This is a genomic window from Streptomyces sp. NPDC043996 (genome assembly GCF_056435225.1).
The window spans coordinates 752,057-767,361 of the sequence record NZ_JBWKEY010000002.1; the positions used below are offsets into that span (position 1 = coordinate 752,057).

At 75.3% G+C, this 15,305-nt stretch carries 14 protein-coding genes; 10 read left to right on the forward strand and 4 right to left on the reverse strand.

Annotation, left to right across the window (positions count from 1 at the left end; genetic code table 11):
* Nucleotides 1-218 precede the first annotated feature (218 nt).
* The 8 genes from AC07A4_RS07295 (at nucleotide 219) to AC07A4_RS07330 (ending at nucleotide 11,069) form a co-directional block, all read left to right on the forward strand.
* Nucleotides 219-1,823: an NAD(P)-binding domain-containing protein gene (locus tag AC07A4_RS07295; protein WP_478594189.1), complete on the forward strand. Its 1,605-nt coding sequence runs from the start codon at nucleotides 219-221 to the stop codon at nucleotides 1,821-1,823.
* On the forward strand, nucleotides 1,823-2,917 hold the full coding sequence (locus AC07A4_RS07300) for an alpha-hydroxy acid oxidase (RefSeq protein WP_478594191.1): 1,095 nt from the start codon (nucleotides 1,823-1,825) through the stop codon (nucleotides 2,915-2,917). Before AC07A4_RS07295 ends, AC07A4_RS07300 begins: the two co-directional genes overlap by 1 nt.
* On the forward strand, nucleotides 2,914-4,380 hold the full coding sequence (locus tag AC07A4_RS07305) for a cytochrome P450 (protein ID WP_478594193.1): 1,467 nt from the start codon (nucleotides 2,914-2,916) through the stop codon (nucleotides 4,378-4,380). The genes AC07A4_RS07300 and AC07A4_RS07305 overlap by 4 nt, the downstream gene beginning before the upstream one ends.
* A gap of 39 nt (nucleotides 4,381-4,419) precedes the next feature.
* Nucleotides 4,420-5,715, forward strand: coding sequence for a cation:proton antiporter (locus AC07A4_RS07310; RefSeq protein WP_478594196.1), 1,296 nt, complete (start codon nucleotides 4,420-4,422; stop codon nucleotides 5,713-5,715).
* A gap of 170 nt (nucleotides 5,716-5,885) precedes the next feature.
* Complete coding sequence (locus tag AC07A4_RS07315) at nucleotides 5,886-6,665, forward strand: class I SAM-dependent methyltransferase (RefSeq protein ID WP_478594199.1); 780 nt, start codon at nucleotides 5,886-5,888, stop codon at nucleotides 6,663-6,665.
* A 196-nt stretch (nucleotides 6,666-6,861) separates the two neighbouring features.
* Nucleotides 6,862-8,772: a protein-arginine deiminase family protein gene (locus tag AC07A4_RS07320; protein WP_478594201.1), complete on the forward strand. Its 1,911-nt coding sequence runs from the start codon at nucleotides 6,862-6,864 to the stop codon at nucleotides 8,770-8,772.
* Between the two features lie 96 nt (nucleotides 8,773-8,868).
* Complete coding sequence (locus tag AC07A4_RS07325; RefSeq protein WP_478594203.1) at nucleotides 8,869-9,885, forward strand: DUF5954 family protein; 1,017 nt, start codon at nucleotides 8,869-8,871, stop codon at nucleotides 9,883-9,885.
* A 314-nt stretch (nucleotides 9,886-10,199) separates the two neighbouring features.
* The gene (locus AC07A4_RS07330) at nucleotides 10,200-11,069 is read left to right on the forward strand and encodes a thioesterase II family protein (protein WP_478594206.1); all 870 of its coding nucleotides are present in this window, start codon (nucleotides 10,200-10,202) and stop codon (nucleotides 11,067-11,069) included.
* Between the two features lie 108 nt (nucleotides 11,070-11,177).
* On the opposite strand, the gene AC07A4_RS07335 is transcribed toward AC07A4_RS07330, so the two are convergent.
* Nucleotides 11,178-11,354 carry a hypothetical protein gene (locus AC07A4_RS07335; protein ID WP_478594208.1) on the reverse strand — a complete coding sequence of 59 codons (177 nt, stop codon included), beginning with the start codon at nucleotides 11,352-11,354 and terminating at the stop codon, nucleotides 11,178-11,180.
* Nucleotides 11,355-11,559: 205 nt separating this feature from the next.
* Here AC07A4_RS07335 and AC07A4_RS07340 point away from each other — a divergent pair, with 205 nt between their 5' ends.
* Nucleotides 11,560-11,997, forward strand: a complete 438-nt coding sequence (locus tag AC07A4_RS07340) for a protein-tyrosine phosphatase family protein (protein ID WP_478594211.1) — start codon at nucleotides 11,560-11,562, stop codon at nucleotides 11,995-11,997.
* A gap of 30 nt (nucleotides 11,998-12,027) precedes the next feature.
* Here the strand turns inward: AC07A4_RS07340 and AC07A4_RS07345 are convergent, their stop codons facing one another.
* Nucleotides 12,028-12,618, reverse strand: a complete 591-nt coding sequence (locus AC07A4_RS07345) for a rhodanese-like domain-containing protein (RefSeq protein WP_478594214.1) — start codon at nucleotides 12,616-12,618, stop codon at nucleotides 12,028-12,030.
* A gap of 97 nt (nucleotides 12,619-12,715) precedes the next feature.
* Between AC07A4_RS07345 and AC07A4_RS07350 the strand changes: the two genes are divergently transcribed.
* Nucleotides 12,716-12,997 (forward strand): metal-sensitive transcriptional regulator, encoded by a 282-nt coding sequence (locus tag AC07A4_RS07350; protein WP_478594217.1) that lies wholly within the window; start codon nucleotides 12,716-12,718, stop codon nucleotides 12,995-12,997.
* 93 nt (nucleotides 12,998-13,090) lie between these two features.
* On the opposite strand, the gene AC07A4_RS07355 is transcribed toward AC07A4_RS07350, so the two are convergent.
* Complete coding sequence (locus AC07A4_RS07355; RefSeq protein WP_478594220.1) at nucleotides 13,091-13,849, reverse strand: sulfite exporter TauE/SafE family protein; 759 nt, start codon at nucleotides 13,847-13,849, stop codon at nucleotides 13,091-13,093.
* The gene (locus AC07A4_RS07360) at nucleotides 13,846-15,234 is read right to left on the reverse strand and encodes a rhodanese-like domain-containing protein (protein WP_478594223.1); all 1,389 of its coding nucleotides are present in this window, start codon (nucleotides 15,232-15,234) and stop codon (nucleotides 13,846-13,848) included. The genes AC07A4_RS07355 and AC07A4_RS07360 overlap by 4 nt, the downstream gene beginning before the upstream one ends.
* Nucleotides 15,235-15,305: the final 71 nt, after the last annotated feature.

Consider the following 15,305-nt stretch of genomic DNA (forward strand, 5'->3'; position numbering starts at 1 on the left):
GAAAAGCGATGCACGATCACTGGCCGGTTCTCGCCGGGCGCGGCGGGGTCAGCCACACGGTATCGCTCGGCCTAATTCCCACAACCCTCAATTGCCTGTGACGCACGCCACATCGACCCGCCATAGTCGGCCTTTGAAGTGTCAACTACCGTGATGCATCCGCTCGTTGGACTCTCTGCCGGGGACGTCGCGACGCTCCTCGGAGACGGGAGCAGGACGTGACCGATGATGGGCTTCTTGACTATTTGATTGTCGGTGCGGGACCCGCGGGGCTCCAGGCCGGATATTTCCTTGACCGCTCCGGCCACAGCTATCTCATTGTCGAGTCGGGACCGGCTCCAGGAACGTTCTTCACGCGTTTCCCGCGACACCGGAAACTCATCTCGATCAACAAGGTCCACACCGGTTGGGACGACCCCGAGCTCCGGCTGCGCACCGACTGGAACTCGCTGCTCTCCTACGAGGGAGCCCCGCTGTTCACCGGCTACACCCCGCGCTACTTCCCGGCCGCCGACGACCTGGTCCGCTACCTCGCCGACTTCGCCGCCACCCATCGCCTCGCGGTGCGCTACGACACCCACGTCACCGAGATCACCAGGCCCGGACCCCCGGCGGGCACCGGCAACTTCACCGTCCGCGCCGCCGACGGCACCGTCCTGCGCGCCCGCCGCCTGATCATGGCCACCGGTGTGTCCCGCCCCCACCTGCCGGACATCGAGGGCGCCGAGACCGCAGAGACCTACGGCGAGGTGTCCGTCGACCCCGCCGACTTCACCGACCAGCGCGTGCTGATCATCGGCCGCGGCAATTCCGGCTTCGAGACGGCCGACAATCTGATCGAGACGGCCGCCGTCATCCATCTGGCAGGCCCAGGGTCGCTGCGGATGGCGTGGCGCACGCACTTCGTGGGGCATCTGCGCGCGGTCAACAACAATTTCCTCGACACCTACCAGCTCAAATCACAGAACGCGCTCCTCGACGGCGAGATCCTGTCGATACGCAGGCAGCAGGAAGGGACCTATCTGGTCGCGGTGAGCTTCGCCCGGGTGCGGGAAGTGGTCAAGGAGATACCGTACGATCGCGTCATTCTCGCCACCGGCTTCCGCTTCGACGCGTCCCTTTTCGCCCCGGAATGCCGCCCGGAACTGACGATCAATGAGCGGTTTCCGGCTCAGACCGACGCATGGGAATCCGTCAACGTGCCCGATCTGTACTTCGCGGGCACGGTCACACAGGTACGGGACTTCAAGAAATCAACCAGCGGATTCATCCACGGCTTCCGCTACGGCGTCCGGGCGCTGCACCACGTCCTGGAACGCCGCTACCACGGCGTCGACTGGCCCCACCGGAAGCTGCCGCCCGCCGCGGGCGCCGCGGCCGATGCCGTGATCGCGCGCGTCAACCGCAGCTCCGCGCTGTGGCAGCAGTTCGCGGTCCTCGGCGACGCCCTCCTGGACGACGGCGACGGCGGCCTGCGCTACTGCGAGGAGGTGCCCGTCGACTACCTCCACCGCGCCGTCGCCCAGGGGGACTTCGGGCGCGTCGAGCAGTACTTCACCATCACCCTGGAGTACGGCGAGGGCCACGACCGCGTCGACCCGTTCGACGTCGCGGTGGGCCGCGTCGGGCAGCGCGAGGCCACCGGCCTCGACGGCCGCTATCTGCACCCGGTGGTGCGCGCCTTCCGCGCCGGGGAACTCCAGGCCGAGCACCACCTCACCGAGAACCTGGAGAACGAGTGGGACAGCGAGGAGGTCCACCGCGCGCCGCTCCTCGCGTTCCTGCGCGGGCGCCTGCCGCTCTCCGGCGCGGACCGCCCGTGATGGCGGGCCCCGCCGACCTCCACGACCGCGCCCGCGCCGCGCTCGACCCCGTCCACTACGACTACTTCGCCGGGGGCGCGGGCACCGAGACCGCGCTCGCCGACAACGCCCGCGCCTTCGCCGAACTCGCCCTGCTGCCCCGGGTCCTGCGCGGCAACGACCGGCGGGACACCGCCGTGGCGCTGCCCGGCGCCCTGGCCTCGCTGCCGGTCGTCGTCTCCCCCACCGCCTTCCACCGCCTCGCGCACCCCGACGGCGAGCGCGCCACCGCCCGCGCCACCGCCGGTGCCGACACCGTCCTGGTCACCGGCGTGGCCGCCACGACGGCCGTCGCCGACGTCACCGCCGCCGCGCGGGCGGTACGCGCCGACGCCGCCGTCTGGTTCCAGCTCTACCTCCAGCCCGAGGACGACGTCACCGCGGCCCTGGTGCGCCGCGCGGAGAAGGCGGGCTGCGGCGCGCTGGTCGTCACCGCGGACTCCCCGGTCTTCGGGCGGCGCACGCGCGACGAGCGCAACGCCTTCCACGAACTGCCCCCGGGCCTCGCCCCGGAGAACATGCGCGACCTGCCGGGCGCGCCCCCGGGCCGGACCCGGACCATCGCCATGTCCCCGGAGTTCACCTGGGAGCACCTGCGGCGCCTTCGCGACCTCACCGCGCTGCCGCTCGTGCTCAAGGGCGTCCTGCACCCGCTGGACGCGAGCGCGGCCGTCGAGCACGGCGTGGACGCCGTGTGGGTGTCCAACCACGGCGGCCGCCAGTTGGACGCCGCGCCCGGCGCCCTGCGGGCCCTGCCGGGGGTCGCGGGGGCCGTCGCGGGCCGCGTGCCCGTGCTGCTCGACGGCGGCGTGCGCACCGGTGCCGACGTCGCCCTCGCCCTGGCGCTCGGCGCGCGCGCCGTCGGCGTGGGCCGCCCCGTCCTGTGGGGCCTCGCGGCCGACGGCGAGAGCGGCGTCCGGGACGTCCTGGAGACCCTGCGCGCGGAGTTCGACCACGTCCTGACCCTCTGCGGCGGCCGAGAGCCCCGCGACCTGACGGCCGACCTGGTGGTGGGCCGGTCCTGGCCGCCGGGGCCGGGGCCGGTGGCGCCGTGAAAGCGCGTACCGCACGGGCCAAGCGCCTGCTCGCCGCCGGTGCCGGGCTCGCCGCCCTGTCCACCCCGTACTGGCTGCCGCCCCGCGTGATCGCGCTGCGCACGCGGCTGTTCGCGCGGCTCGGCGGGGACGAGGGCCTGACCGTCCCCGGCGAGCACATCGGCGCCGACCGGTTCGCGGAGCTGTACGCGCACCCGGCGGCGCGGGGCCGCAGCAAGGGCGCCGCCCTGTCCGACCTGTTCTGGTACTGGCTCGCGCCCGGCGCCGACGTCCACCAGGAGCACCTGGAGCCGGGCCCCCGCTACGACGAGGTCGCCCGCACCACGCTGGCCGTCCTCGCGGGACCCGCGGCCGACCTGTCGCGCGCCGCCGCCCGCTGCACCTCGGCCGTCCTGGACGAACGGCTCACCGGGCGCGCCGGGTTCGTCCGGCTGCGGGACCTGATGATGCCCGTGTGGGCGGAGTTCTTCCACGAGCGCGTCTTCCACGAGCCGTGCCCGCCGGGGGTGCGACGGCTCATCACCGACCACGCCGACGACGTGGTGAGCGCCCTCAAGTGCACCCGCCTCCGGCACATGCGCCGCCGCCACCGCCTGACCCGGTACCTGGAACGCCGCGTCGCCGCCGGTGCCGTGCCGCACGCGCTGCCGACCCGCCTGAGCCCGCGCGAGCAGGCGTACTACCTCCAGGGCACCTTCTTCAACACGGCCGTCGTGCAGCTGTCCGAGGCCATGGCACACGTGCTGCTCGCCCTCGCCCAGCACCGCGCCGTCCAGGAGCGCCTCGCGCGGGCGCCCGGCGACGACCGCTATCTGGACCGCGTCATCGACGAGACGTTCCGGCTCTATCCGCTCTTCGGCGTGGCCCACCGCGTCACCACCGCCGACATCACGCTCGACGCGGGCCCTTCGATCCCCGCCGGGTCCGTGCTCTGCTTCAGCTATCCCGCCTACCACGCCACCGGGTACGAGGACCCGGACGCGTTCGACCCCGACCGCTGGGAGCGGCACGGCGCCAAGGACGCGCACCACATCCCGTTCGGCGTCGCCGCCAACCGGCCGTGCCCCGCCTGGCGCCTGGCGCCGCTGGTGATGCGCGCGGCCACGCGCGAGGTCCTGCGGCGCTTCACGCTCGACTCGACGGCCGCGCACACCCGGCCGCTCCCCAACCGCGCGCCCTGCCTCCTGGTGCGCCGCGAGCGGCCCCTGTCGCGGCCCGCCGCGCTCGGCGCCCGCGCGTTCCTGCGGGCGCGGGACCGCTGCGAGGACGTGTGGCGGGCACCGGTCCAACTCGCCCTCGGCGCGTGGATGGTGCTCGACGCGCGCCGCCACCGGCTCGCCGCGACGTACTTCGCGACGCACGACACCGAAGGCCGCCCGCGCTCCCCCGGCACCGAGGACGGCCCGCACCCGCCGCGCCAGGAGCCGCGCTCCCCCAGCTGCCCCCACCACCTCCCCGACTGAGCCGGACCGGCTGAGCCCCCGAGCCGAAGGGCGCGGACCATGTCCACCACCGAACTCGGCCCCACCTTCTTCCTCGCCGTCGTGGTGATCCTCGTGACCTGCCGGATCACCGCCCTGTGCCTGCGCCGTCTGGGACAGCCGCCCGTCGTCGGCGAGATGGTCGCCGGGGTGCTGCTCGGCCCCTCGGCCCTCGGCGCGCTCGCACCGGGCGTCCAGGACGAGCTGTTCCCGGACGCGCTGCGGCCCGTCCTGTTCATCGCCGGTCAGATCGGCCTGGTCATCTTCATGTTCCAGGCCGGGTACGAGCTGCGCGCCGACCGCATCCGCCCGGTGGCCCGGGCGGCCGGGGCGATCTCGGTGGCGGGCATGGTCGTGCCCCTCGCGCTCGGCACCGGGCTCACATGGGCCGCGCACGACGCCGTCGACATCCTGCCCGACGGGGCCTCGCTGCCGGTGGCGTGCCTGTTCGTCGGCGTCACGCTCGCCATCACGGCGTTCCCGATGCTGGCGCGGATCATCACCGAACGCGGCCTGACCGGCACCCGGTTCGGCTCCATCTCGCTGGCCGCGGGGGCCCTGGACGACGCCGTGGCGTGGGTGCTGCTCGCGGGCGTCCTGAGCCTGTCCCAGGACAGCGCGGGCCCGTTCGCGAAGGCCGTGCTCGGCACGCTCGGCCTCGCCCTCCTGCTGGCCCTGCTGCTGCGCGCCCGGGAGCCGATCGCGCGCCGCCTGGACGGGCTCGCCCCCGAAGGGGTGCTCCTCGTCACCGTCCTCACGCTGTTCCTTGCCGCCTGGTACACGGACACGATCGGCCTGTACGCCGTCTTCGGGGCGTTCAGCCTCGGCGTGGTCTTCCCGCGCTCCGCCGCCGTGGACCGGGCGGTGGGCTCGATCGCGCCGGTCGGCCAGCTCGTCTTCCTGCCGCTGTTCTTCACGTACTCCGGACTCAACACCGACTTCGGGCTGCTCACCGGTTCCGCGCTGCTGCTCCTCACGGCGGGGTGCGTGGCGGCCGCCATCGTGGGGAAGTTCGGCGCGTGCTGGCTGACCGCGCGGGCGCTCGGCGAGGAGCGTGGCGTGGCGCTGCGCGTCGGCACGCTGATGAACGCGCGGGGCCTGATGCAGCTCATCGCCATCAACGTCGGCCTCGCGGCGGGCATCGTCTCGCCCCGCATGTTCTCCATGCTGGTGGTCGTCGCGCTCGTCACGACGCTGATGGCCACCCCGCTCCTGAGCCTGTGGGACCGCCGTGAGCGCCGGGCGGGGCCGCCCGCGCGCGGCGCCGGTGAACCGCTGAGAGAAGTCGCTCCCAAGCCTGCGGAAAAGGGCCCGTGACGCCCCTCGGCGGGGCCCTCACCGGCCCCCGGGCCCCGCCCCGGACCGCCGCCCACCGCGCCCGCCGAGCGCCCCGCACGAGCCCGCACAAGAGCCCGAAGAACCCTTCCTGACCTGGGCTTTCACGGGCTGTGACGGTACGGTCCACGGGCATCGTGAAAGGGGCTTGGATGAACCGGAACACACCGGACGACGTGCACGGCGCGGCCCGTGGCGTCGAGCGGAACATACGCGGTGTCGAGGACGTGCTGAGGCTGCTGGACGGCCTGTTCGCGCCGGAGGCGGACCGCTGGTCCGAGGGCGGGGCCAGCTGGTGGGACGGGTTCTACGCCGACCGGTCCAGGCCGGTGCCGTTCTTCGTGGCCAAGCCCGACGAAAGCCTGGCCGCGCACCTCGACTCCGGTCTGCTCCGGCCGGGCCGCGCCCTCGACCTCGGCTGCGGCCCCGGCCGCAACGCCCTGCACCTGGCCGCGCACGGCTTCGCCGTGGACGCCGTCGACCTGTCGCCGACCGCCGTCGCCTGGGCGCGCGAACGGGCCCGGGAGGCCGGTGCCGACATCCGCTTCCACCTCGGTGACGCCTTCGCCCTCGGCCCCGACGCCCTGAGCGGCCCCTACGACCTGGTCTGCGACTCGGGCTGCTTCCACCATCTGCCGCCGCACCGGCGCGTCAGCTACCTCGCGCTCCTCGACCGCGTGCTCGCGCCCGGCGGCCATCTCCTGTTGACCTGCTTCGCGGCGGGCGGCATGGGCTCGGAGCTGCCCGACGCCGACTTCTACCGGACGGCGGGGCTCCAGGGCGGTCTCGCCTACTCCGCCGAGTCGCTGCGCTGGATCCTCTCCGACCTCACCGAGGTCGAGCTGCGCCGGATGCGCGACGAGCCGCCCGAGTCCCCGCACTTCGGGGAGTCCTTCCTGTGGACGGGCCTGTTCCGCCGCCCCGCGCCCTGACGGGCCGCACCACACCGTTCGGCGCGGGCGGCCCCGGACCGTGGGGGGAGGCGGTCCTTCGCGGGCTGCGCCGAAGGATGCAGGGCCACGTCACTCGGGCGCACGACGCGCCGCGCAGGGCGCGCGGGAAGAGTGGAGTGCGTCCAGGGACGTGATCCCGCTTCCGCGCGGTGGCGGGCGACGGAAGGGGCCCGTGATGGGCGGGTACGTGCGGGGCGGGTACGGGACCGGGGGCGCCCCGGGCGGCGGGCCGCCGCCGACGCGGCCGGGGCGCCGCAGGGCCAGGCGCGCCGCGTACGGCGCGGCGGGGTGCGCCGTGATCGTGGCGGCGCTGCTCACTCCGGGGCGGGCGGGGGCCACGCCCGGGCCCGGGCCCGTCCTTGAGGCGCCCGAAGGGACCGTGCTCCTGCCCAACATCGACGACGACACGCGCCGCTGCCGACTGCGCCCCGGCGACCTCGACCGCCTCGACCTGGCCGTGGACCGGCGGCTCGCGGCCTGCCACGACGCCGCGGACGAGGCCGTGAACGGGCCCGCCGACCTCAAGGACCTGACGCCGGTGCGGGTGCGGCCCACGCGCCTTCAGGGCGCGGACGCGGGCGGGCGCGTTTCGGTGCCGGTCGCGCAGCGCCGTCACGTCCGCGTGTTCGTGGAGCGCGACGGCCGGTTCGTGCCGCTCGGCGGCGCCGGACGGCTCACCGGGCGCGAGGTGCGCCAGGGGGTGCGGCTCGCCGTGGAGGGGCGCGACGTCGTGCGCGACACCCGGCGGTGGGACGGCCGCGTCGACCTGTCGCTCGCCGTGCCGGGCTCCGGGCGCCCGGCCGCGACGCTGACCCTGCGGATGGCGCCGGTACTGCTCCAGCACGACCTCCAGCGCGCCGAGCACGTCTTCGCCGCCGCGCCGGGCCCCGGCGCCCCCGGCAGCGGACAGCCCGCCGAGGTGCCGGTCCACACGCGCCCGCCGGGCCAGTGGCGGCAGTTCGCCGAGTCCCTGCGCGCGGCGACCCGCGCCGCCGGACTCCCCGACCGCGCCCTGCGGTTCCAGGCGGGCACCGCGCGGTGGTGGCGCGACATCTGGCGCCAGGACATCGTCGAGCCCGGCTACGTCAGCAGGCCCACCGCCGACGGCGGCCGGCACACCCTGCGCGTCCTGCTGCGCTCCCCCAACTACTGGAAGTCCGGCGACGGTGAGCGCGAGAGCCTGCGCAGGTCCGGGCGGCTGCTCTTCCGCGACCTGCGCGGGCCCGGCGTCGGCGTCGTCCAGCAGTACACGACCCGGCGCGGCCCCGGCGTCGACGAACTCCTCAACTTCACCGGCAACATCGAGTCCCTGCCGCCCTACCCGGGCCACCCCCAGGGCCGGATCGTGTACGGCGCGACGCCGCGGCGCCACCCCGACCCGTCGTTCGTCCGCATGCTGCGCGCCCAGCGCCAGCAGGAGCCGGTCGTCCTTGACACGTCGTGGCTCGTCGCCGGGCACGCCGACGAGACCGTCCACGTCGTACGGGCCGACAACGCGCGCGGCTGGACGCTCGCCGTGTCCGACCCGCGCCTCGCCCTTGACCTGCTGCGCCGGGCGCGCGACGCGGGCGAGGGCGGCCAGCGCCTCTTCGCGGGCACGGTCGCGCCGGACAAGCCGACCGTGGCGGAGTTCCTGCGCCACGAGCGGGCCACGGGCGACAACGCCGACGCGGCCCGGCACGTCGACGGGCAGCTGCGGGTGCTCCTTCGCGAGACGGGGCTGCGGCCCGGCGAACTGGTGCGGCTGCCCGTCCTGTACGCCCGCGCCGACGTCGGCCCCGGCCGTCCGCGCCGCCACATCGCGTTCTCCCCGGCGCTCGCCAACGGCCTGTCCCTGTCCGCACGCGACTACGCCGCTCCGGTCCCGCACGGCCCGGTGCTCGACGGGCGCGACCTGTTCCGGGACAGCGCCGAACGCGCCCTGGCGGCGCGCGGCGTGCGGGTGCGCTGGGTGGAGAACTTCTCCTGGGCCCATCTGAGCCTCGGCGAGGTGCACTGCGCGACGAACGCGCTGCGCGAGATCCCGCGCACAGCGCCCCGCGCGCGCCAGCCGCGCGACGGCGGCCGGGCCCGAACTCCCCTATAGGGCACGGCCGCCCGGCTGCCAAGCGATCGGCCGATTCATCATGCTCCCGCGTGAAGCGGCCATCCCGCCGGGCGCCGCGACGGAACAATGGCGTCCATGTCTGACGACTGGAAGCGGCAGATCGACGCGCTGCACAGCGAGCTGGTACGCCGTGACGACCCCGCCGCGTGGGTGAGCGAGGCCGACGCCCTCGACGCCTCGTACCTGTACCCGCACCTCGCGGTGCGCGGACCGGTGTTCGGGGTCGCCGCCCGGGAACCCGGGGACGAGACGCACTGGCGGCTGCTCAACGACGTGGTGGACGGCACGCCCCAGCAGGCCCGCGACGGCCTCAACTCCCTGCTGTGGTTCAAGGCCAAGGACGAGGCCGACGGCCGCGTCCAGCGCCGGGCGCTGCTGGCGGCGGTGGCCCGCCTGGAGCGGGAGCGGGTGAACGAGGTGACGGTGCTCGGCACCCGCTACCGCGTCGTGCGCGGCGAGGAGTTCGCGCGCGTCGGCGACTCCGGGCTCGAACCGCCGCGCCCCACCGACCCCGAGCCCGCCGTCCCGTCGTGGGACCAGCGCCCATCGCCGCCGTCGCAGGACGCGGGCTTCGCCCTCGCCGAGGGCCGGGACAGCGGCGTCATGGCGGGGGCGCTGCGCCTCGCCCTGCGCGGCTTCCGCTCCGTGGGCGACGACTGTCCCCCGGCGTTCCGCGCGGACGCGGAGCGGGCCGTGCGCGACTACCCGGACGTGGTGCTCCTTCCGGTCAGCTTCGGCGTGGCGGAGCGGCGCGGCGAGCGCTGGCGGCCGCGCGGCGCGCTGATGCCGACGCCGCACGACGCGCGCCGCCTCCTCGTCCACGGCCTGACCGAGTTCTGGCCGCTCCTGTACGGCCTCGACGACGCCGAGCGCGCCGCGTTCGCCCGCGCGGCCCGGGAGTTCAAGGCGGCGGGCCGCGCCAACGAGGTCCTCGTACGCGGTCAGTGCTTCCGGATCTGCCGCGTGGAGCGCATGGTCCGGCTCGGCCCGGACGGGCCCGAGCCCGCACGCCCCTCGGACCTGGAGACGACGGACCCGATGAAACTCCATCCGTCGATGGACGAGGACGGGGCCGTGCGCCACGACGAGTGACGCCGGCGGCCGGTCTCGCGGCCGGGCGCCCCGCGCCCGCTACGGGCCGCGCCACACGCCCTAGAGCAGACGCACCGTTTCGTCTCGCCGATGGGCGTCTCGCCCGCGGGCCCGCGTCCGGGCGACCGGACAAACGCGCGCGGCGCGCGAGCGGCGCCGAGGACCTGCGGATACATCGACTCCTCGCGGGGTAGCGGTGCCGGTGCGGCGGTCCGCGCGCATCCGGGTTGCGGCTTCCGCCCGCGTTCTGGTTGCGTCACGGGAACGACCCGCGAAACGCGGCCGGACCGCCTTCCCGTTCTGACGGAGTGTTGATGACCATCAAACCGAACCCGACGACCAACCGCGCCCGGGTCACCTCGCCCTCGGCCCGTTGGCTGCGGCGCCCGCAGCCGCGGGCGGGGGCGCGGACCACCCTGGTGTGCTTCCCGCACGCGGGCGGCAGCGCCTCCTTCTTCTTCCCCTGGGCCCAGCTCCTGCCGCTGGACGTGGAGTTGCTCGCCGTGCAGTACCCGGGCCGCCAGGACCGGCTCGCGGAGCAGCCCGTCGCCACCATGACCGAGCTGGCCGACGCCGTCGCGAAGGTCCTGCGCACGGGCGTCCGCTCCGACCGCGAACTCGTCTTCTTCGGGCACAGCATGGGGGCCGCGCTCGCCTGGGAGACGGCGCTGCGACTCGAGGCCCTGCCGGGTCTGCCGCCCAAGCGGGTGTACGTCTCCGGGCGCCCCGGCCCGCGCCACCAGCACCCCGGGACGATGCACGAGCTGCCGGAGGAGGAGTTCGTCAAGGAGATCCAGCGGCTCGGCGGCACCGAGCCGGAGCTCCTGAAGGACCCCGACCTCCGCTCCCTGGTGCTGCCCGCGATACGCGCGGACTACCGCCTCATCGAGACCTACCGCCCCGACCTGAACGCCCGACTGAGCTGCCCCATCGGCGTGTTCACCGGGGACCAGGACTACGAGGTGTCTCCCGAGGGCGTGGACTCCTGGCGGGAGGCCAGCCGTGGCGCGTTCTCCGCGGAGGTGCTCCCCGGTGACCACTTCTACCTGACCGAGCACGCGGAGCACATCGTCTCCGCCATGTTCGGCATGGGTACGGGGACGGGAACGGGTGTGGGCCCGGCGCACGGCGGTGCGGCCGACGCGGCGGCCGCCGGCAACCAGGGCAGCCCGGCGCGCCCCTGACGCACCGTCCGCGGGCCCGGCGACGCCGCCCCGCGGGCACGCGAAAACACCGCGAGGGCCCGGGCATCCGTCATGCCGCCCTCACGTCACCGGGGACCGCGCCCGGGCCTAGGAGGGCGGGGCGGCGGCTCCCGGCCTCTCGGCCCGCGCGGCGCCGGGGAGTTGGCCATCGGGGAGGTGGGCGAGCACGCTCGCCACGAGCGTCGGCGCGGGCTTCGCCCGGGCCGACGGACAGATGCACTCCACCCGACCGCAGTAGGGGCAGACGGGAACGTTGTTCGTCATGTGCGGCACTATGCCCATCCGAAGTCAAGATTCCGTTAGAAGCCGATGATTATCGGCCCTCAGATTCCACCATGTTCCTTCACTGTCCGGTCACCCTCCCCCGGAATTCGAATTCCGGTGCGCAAACCCCGTATTCCGGTCAGGTACGCGCTTTCCCCGGACGGAGGGGCCACGAGCGGCTCTTCTCTGGCCATAGGGTGCGGTGGTGAACGAGACATGGAGAACTGGTGACGCTGGTGTGCTGAGGCTGCCGTCGGGGCGGCTCGTGCGGGGCCGGGGGCTGCGTCGGCCCCTGCCGGTGGGGCCCGCGCCGACGTTCGCCGTCTACCTGCTGGGCAAGCCCGCGCCCGAGGTGGCGTGGGAGGCGCGCTGGCTGCGCTGGCCGGACTTCCGGCTGCCCGCCGACCGCGAGCTCGCGCGGCAACTGCTCGCCGAGGCCTGGGCGCGGGCCACCGTCGAGCGCGTGGAGGTCGCCTGCGGTGGCGGCGTCGGCCGGACCGGGACCGCCCTCGCCTGCCTCGCCGTCCTCGACGGCGTCCCGCCCGGCGATGCCGTCGCCTATGTCCGCGAGCACTATCACCGCCGGGCCGTGGAGACGCCGTGGCAGCGGCGCTACGTACGGGATTTCGGCACCGCGCCGTAGGCGTCGCTCCGGCGCGGTGCCGAGGGGACCTCAGCCGACGAGCGAGGCGAGCGTGCGCTCCAGGTCCGCCGCACCGCCCTCGCCGCCGTTCCGGTTGTGCGGGAGCAGGGACAGGGCGCGGGCCATGCCGCAGGTGTCGGTGGCGGCCGAGAAGACGAGCCCGCCCGCGATGCCCGCCGACAGCCAGCGGGCCCGCGGCCAGCGCAGCCCCGCGGCGAGGCCCGTGAGCACCAGCGCCCCCGCGGCGAAGCGGACTTGGCGCTCCATCGCCCACACCCGCCGGGCGCCCTGGACGCTCCGCACCTCGTAGCCGAGGCGGGACCACTGCGTGGTGCCGCCGGTGAGGCTGGCGGCGGCGATGCCGTGCTCGGCGAGGGTGGCCCGCGCGGTCGCCGAGCGGACGCCGGACGCGCACACCATGAGCAACTCGCCGCGGGCGGCCGCGGTCCGCAGGGCGGGCACCGCGGCGGCGATGCGGTCCAGGGGGATGTTGTGGGCGCCGGGCAGGTGTCCCCCGGCGTACTCGCCGGGCCCGCGGACGTCGATCACCGTCAGCTCGTCCAGGCGGGAGCGCGCCTGCTCCGGGCTGAGCTCGGCGGCGGACGCGTCGGGGTGGGTCATGGTGGTTCTCCTGTGTCTCTCACTGCTGGGCACGCCCTTCGCTACCGTACCCGCAGGGGCGGGGCGGCGGCGGGCGCGTGACAGCGAGGAGCGTCGGGTGGAACTGACGATGGCGGCGGACGAGCTCAAGGCGGTCGTGAACCGGCTGCGCCGGGCGCAGGGCCAGATCGCCGGCGTGATCAGGATGATCGAGGAGGGCCGCGACTGCGAGGACGTCGTCACCCAGATCGCCGCCGCGTCCCGCGCGCTTGACCGCGCCGGATTCGCCGTCATCGCCACGGGCCTCCAGCACTGCCTCACCGCCCCCGAACACCAGGAGGGGCCCGACCGCGACCAGATGCGGGCCCGCCTGGAGAAGCTGTTCCTGTCGCTGGCGTGACGGCGAGCGGCTGACGCGCGCAGAACGCGCCACCGGTGCGACAAGGCCCCACGAGCGCACAGAACGGCACCCGCCCCCGGCGTGCCGCACCGGTCACAGCAGTCGCGTCGCCGTGTCCGTGACCATGGCCGCCGCCACCGCCAGGAGCACCCCCGCGAACGCGCGTCGCAGGGTGTCGCCGGAGAGGCGGGCGGCGAGGCGTTGGCCGTCCCAGGCGCCGAGGATCGCCGCGCCGGTGAACGGCGCGATGACCGCCCAGTCGAGGCCGCCCACGGTGCCGCCCCGGGTGGCGAGGGAGGCGAGGGAGTTCGCGGTGATGACGAGGAGGCTGGTGCCGGTCGCGGCCCGCATCCCGAAGGCGAGCACGGTCACAAGCGCGGGCACCACGAGGAATCCCCCGCCCACGCCGAGCAGTCCGGTGAGCGCGCCGAGCCCCGCACCGGCGGCGGCCGCCCGGACCGGGCGCACGGCGGCGGGCTCGGCGCGGGGCGGCGCGGGCGGGCGCAGCATCCGGGTCCCCGCGAGCGCGGCGACGGCGGCGAACGACCCCGTCAGGGCCGCCTGCGGAAGCCGCCCCGCCACGGCCCCCGCCACGGCGGCGGTCGGGATTCCGGCGGCGGCGAACAGGGCGCCCGCGCGCCATCGCACCCGGCCCGCACGGGCGTGGGCGTACAGCGCGGTGGCGGACGTGGCGGCGACGATCAGGAGCCCGGCGGTGGTCGCGGCGGCCGGGGTGAAGCCGAGGCCGTACAGCAGCGCGGGCACGGCGAGCATGCTGCCGCCGCCCCCGAGCGCGCCGAGGGCGAGCCCGACCACGGCCCCCGCGCACAGGGCGACCACCAGCGTGCTCACCGCCCGCCACCGCCCCTCACCACCCGCAGACCCGCCGCCTGAGCCGCCTCGAACGCGTCGTCGACCAGGACCACTTGGCGCCCCGCCGCGTCCAGGAGCGACGCGGCGATCGTCGCGCGCAGGCCGCTGGCGCAGTGCACCCAGGCCGGGCCCGGGGGCACGTCGCCGAGGCGGCCGGGGAGTTCGTGGACGGGGACGTGGACCGAGCCCTCGATGAACGCGTCCGCGCGTTCGGCGGCGCGGCGGACGTCCAGGACGACCGGCTCGCCGTGGTGTGCGCGCGCGTCGGCGAGCGCGGCCGCGAGCGCGGTGAACGAGCCGTGCGGGAAGGCGGCGAGCCGCTCGCCCGCGCCGATCCAGGCGCGCGGGTCACCGGTCGCCGCGGCGGCCGGGCGGTCGATGCCCACGCGGGTCAACTCCCGTTGCGCGGCGGCGATGCGACCCGGCGTCTCGGCAAGGAGCGTGACGGGCTTGCCCCAGGGGATCAGCCAGGCGAGATAAGTAGCGAGCTGCCCGTCGCCCTCGAAGTTGAACGACCCCGCGACGTGCCCGGCGGCGAAGGCGACGCGCCCGCGCAGGTCCACGACCCACTCCCCGGCCGCGAGCCGGGCGGCGATCCCGGCGGCGTCGGTGGCGCGCGGCGGGGTCAGGTCGACGGGCGCGGGCCCGGCGGCGTTGGCGGGCCCCATGTGGGCGTAGTACGCGGGCACGTCGTCGAGCCCGGCGAGCAGGGCGGCGACGAAGGCGTCCACGTCCTGGGTGAGCGCGTCGTTGCGGGTGCGCTCGGAGCCGATCGTGGCCGTTCCCGCGGTGGCCCGCCCCGACGCGCAGAAGCTGCCGAAGCCGTGGGTGGGCAGCAGCGCGACGGCGTCGTCGAGGCCCTCGGCGAGGCGGCGCGCGGAGGCGTGCTGGGCGCGGGCGAGCCGCTCGGTGAGCCGGGGCTCGACCAGGTCGGGCCGCCCCACCGTGCCGATGAGCAGGGACCCGCCGGTGAACGCCGCCACCGCCCGGCCGCGTTCCTCCAGGACGTACGCCGTGTGGTGCGGGGTGTGCCCGGGGGTCGCGACCGCCCGCAGGGCCAGGTCCTCGTCCACGGCCGCGGTGTCGCCGTCGGCGACCGGGGTCCGCGCGAAGGACACCGCGGCGCCCGCGGGTACCAGGTAGGCGGCGCCGCAGACGCGGGCGAGCTGAAGGCCGCCGCTGACGTAGTCGTTGTGGACGTGGGTCTCGGCCACGTACGCGATCCGCACGCCGCGCCGGGCGGCGGCCGCGATGACCCGGTCGATGTCGCGCTGCGGGTCCACCGCGACGGCCGCGTGGGCGCCTCCGGCGAGGTAGCCGCGGTTGCCCAGGCCCGTGAACTCCAGGGTGTCGACGAAGTACACGACAGCGCCTCCTTCCCAGCGGTATCCCAGCGGTTTCCCGGCGGTAGGGATCGCATACCCAGGGGGGTATT

Excerpts from the sequence above, each read along its gene's own strand:
- AC07A4_RS07300 (WP_478594191.1), top strand. The coding sequence starts at position 1,823 with ATGGCGGGCCCCGCCGACCTCCACGACCGCGCCCGCGCCGCGCTCGAC.
- AC07A4_RS07310 (WP_478594196.1), top strand. The coding sequence starts at position 4,420 with ATGTCCACCACCGAACTCGGCCCCACCTTCTTCCTCGCCGTCGTGGTG.
- AC07A4_RS07315 (WP_478594199.1), top strand. The coding sequence starts at position 5,886 with ATGAACCGGAACACACCGGACGACGTGCACGGCGCGGCCCGTGGCGTC.
- AC07A4_RS07320 (WP_478594201.1), top strand. The coding sequence starts at position 6,862 with ATGGGCGGGTACGTGCGGGGCGGGTACGGGACCGGGGGCGCCCCGGGC.
- AC07A4_RS07325 (WP_478594203.1), top strand. The coding sequence starts at position 8,869 with ATGTCTGACGACTGGAAGCGGCAGATCGACGCGCTGCACAGCGAGCTG.
- AC07A4_RS07330 (WP_478594206.1), top strand. The coding sequence starts at position 10,200 with ATGACCATCAAACCGAACCCGACGACCAACCGCGCCCGGGTCACCTCG.
- AC07A4_RS07335 (WP_478594208.1), bottom strand. The coding sequence starts at position 11,354 with ATGACGAACAACGTTCCCGTCTGCCCCTACTGCGGTCGGGTGGAGTGC.
- AC07A4_RS07345 (WP_478594214.1), bottom strand. The coding sequence starts at position 12,618 with ATGACCCACCCCGACGCGTCCGCCGCCGAGCTCAGCCCGGAGCAGGCG.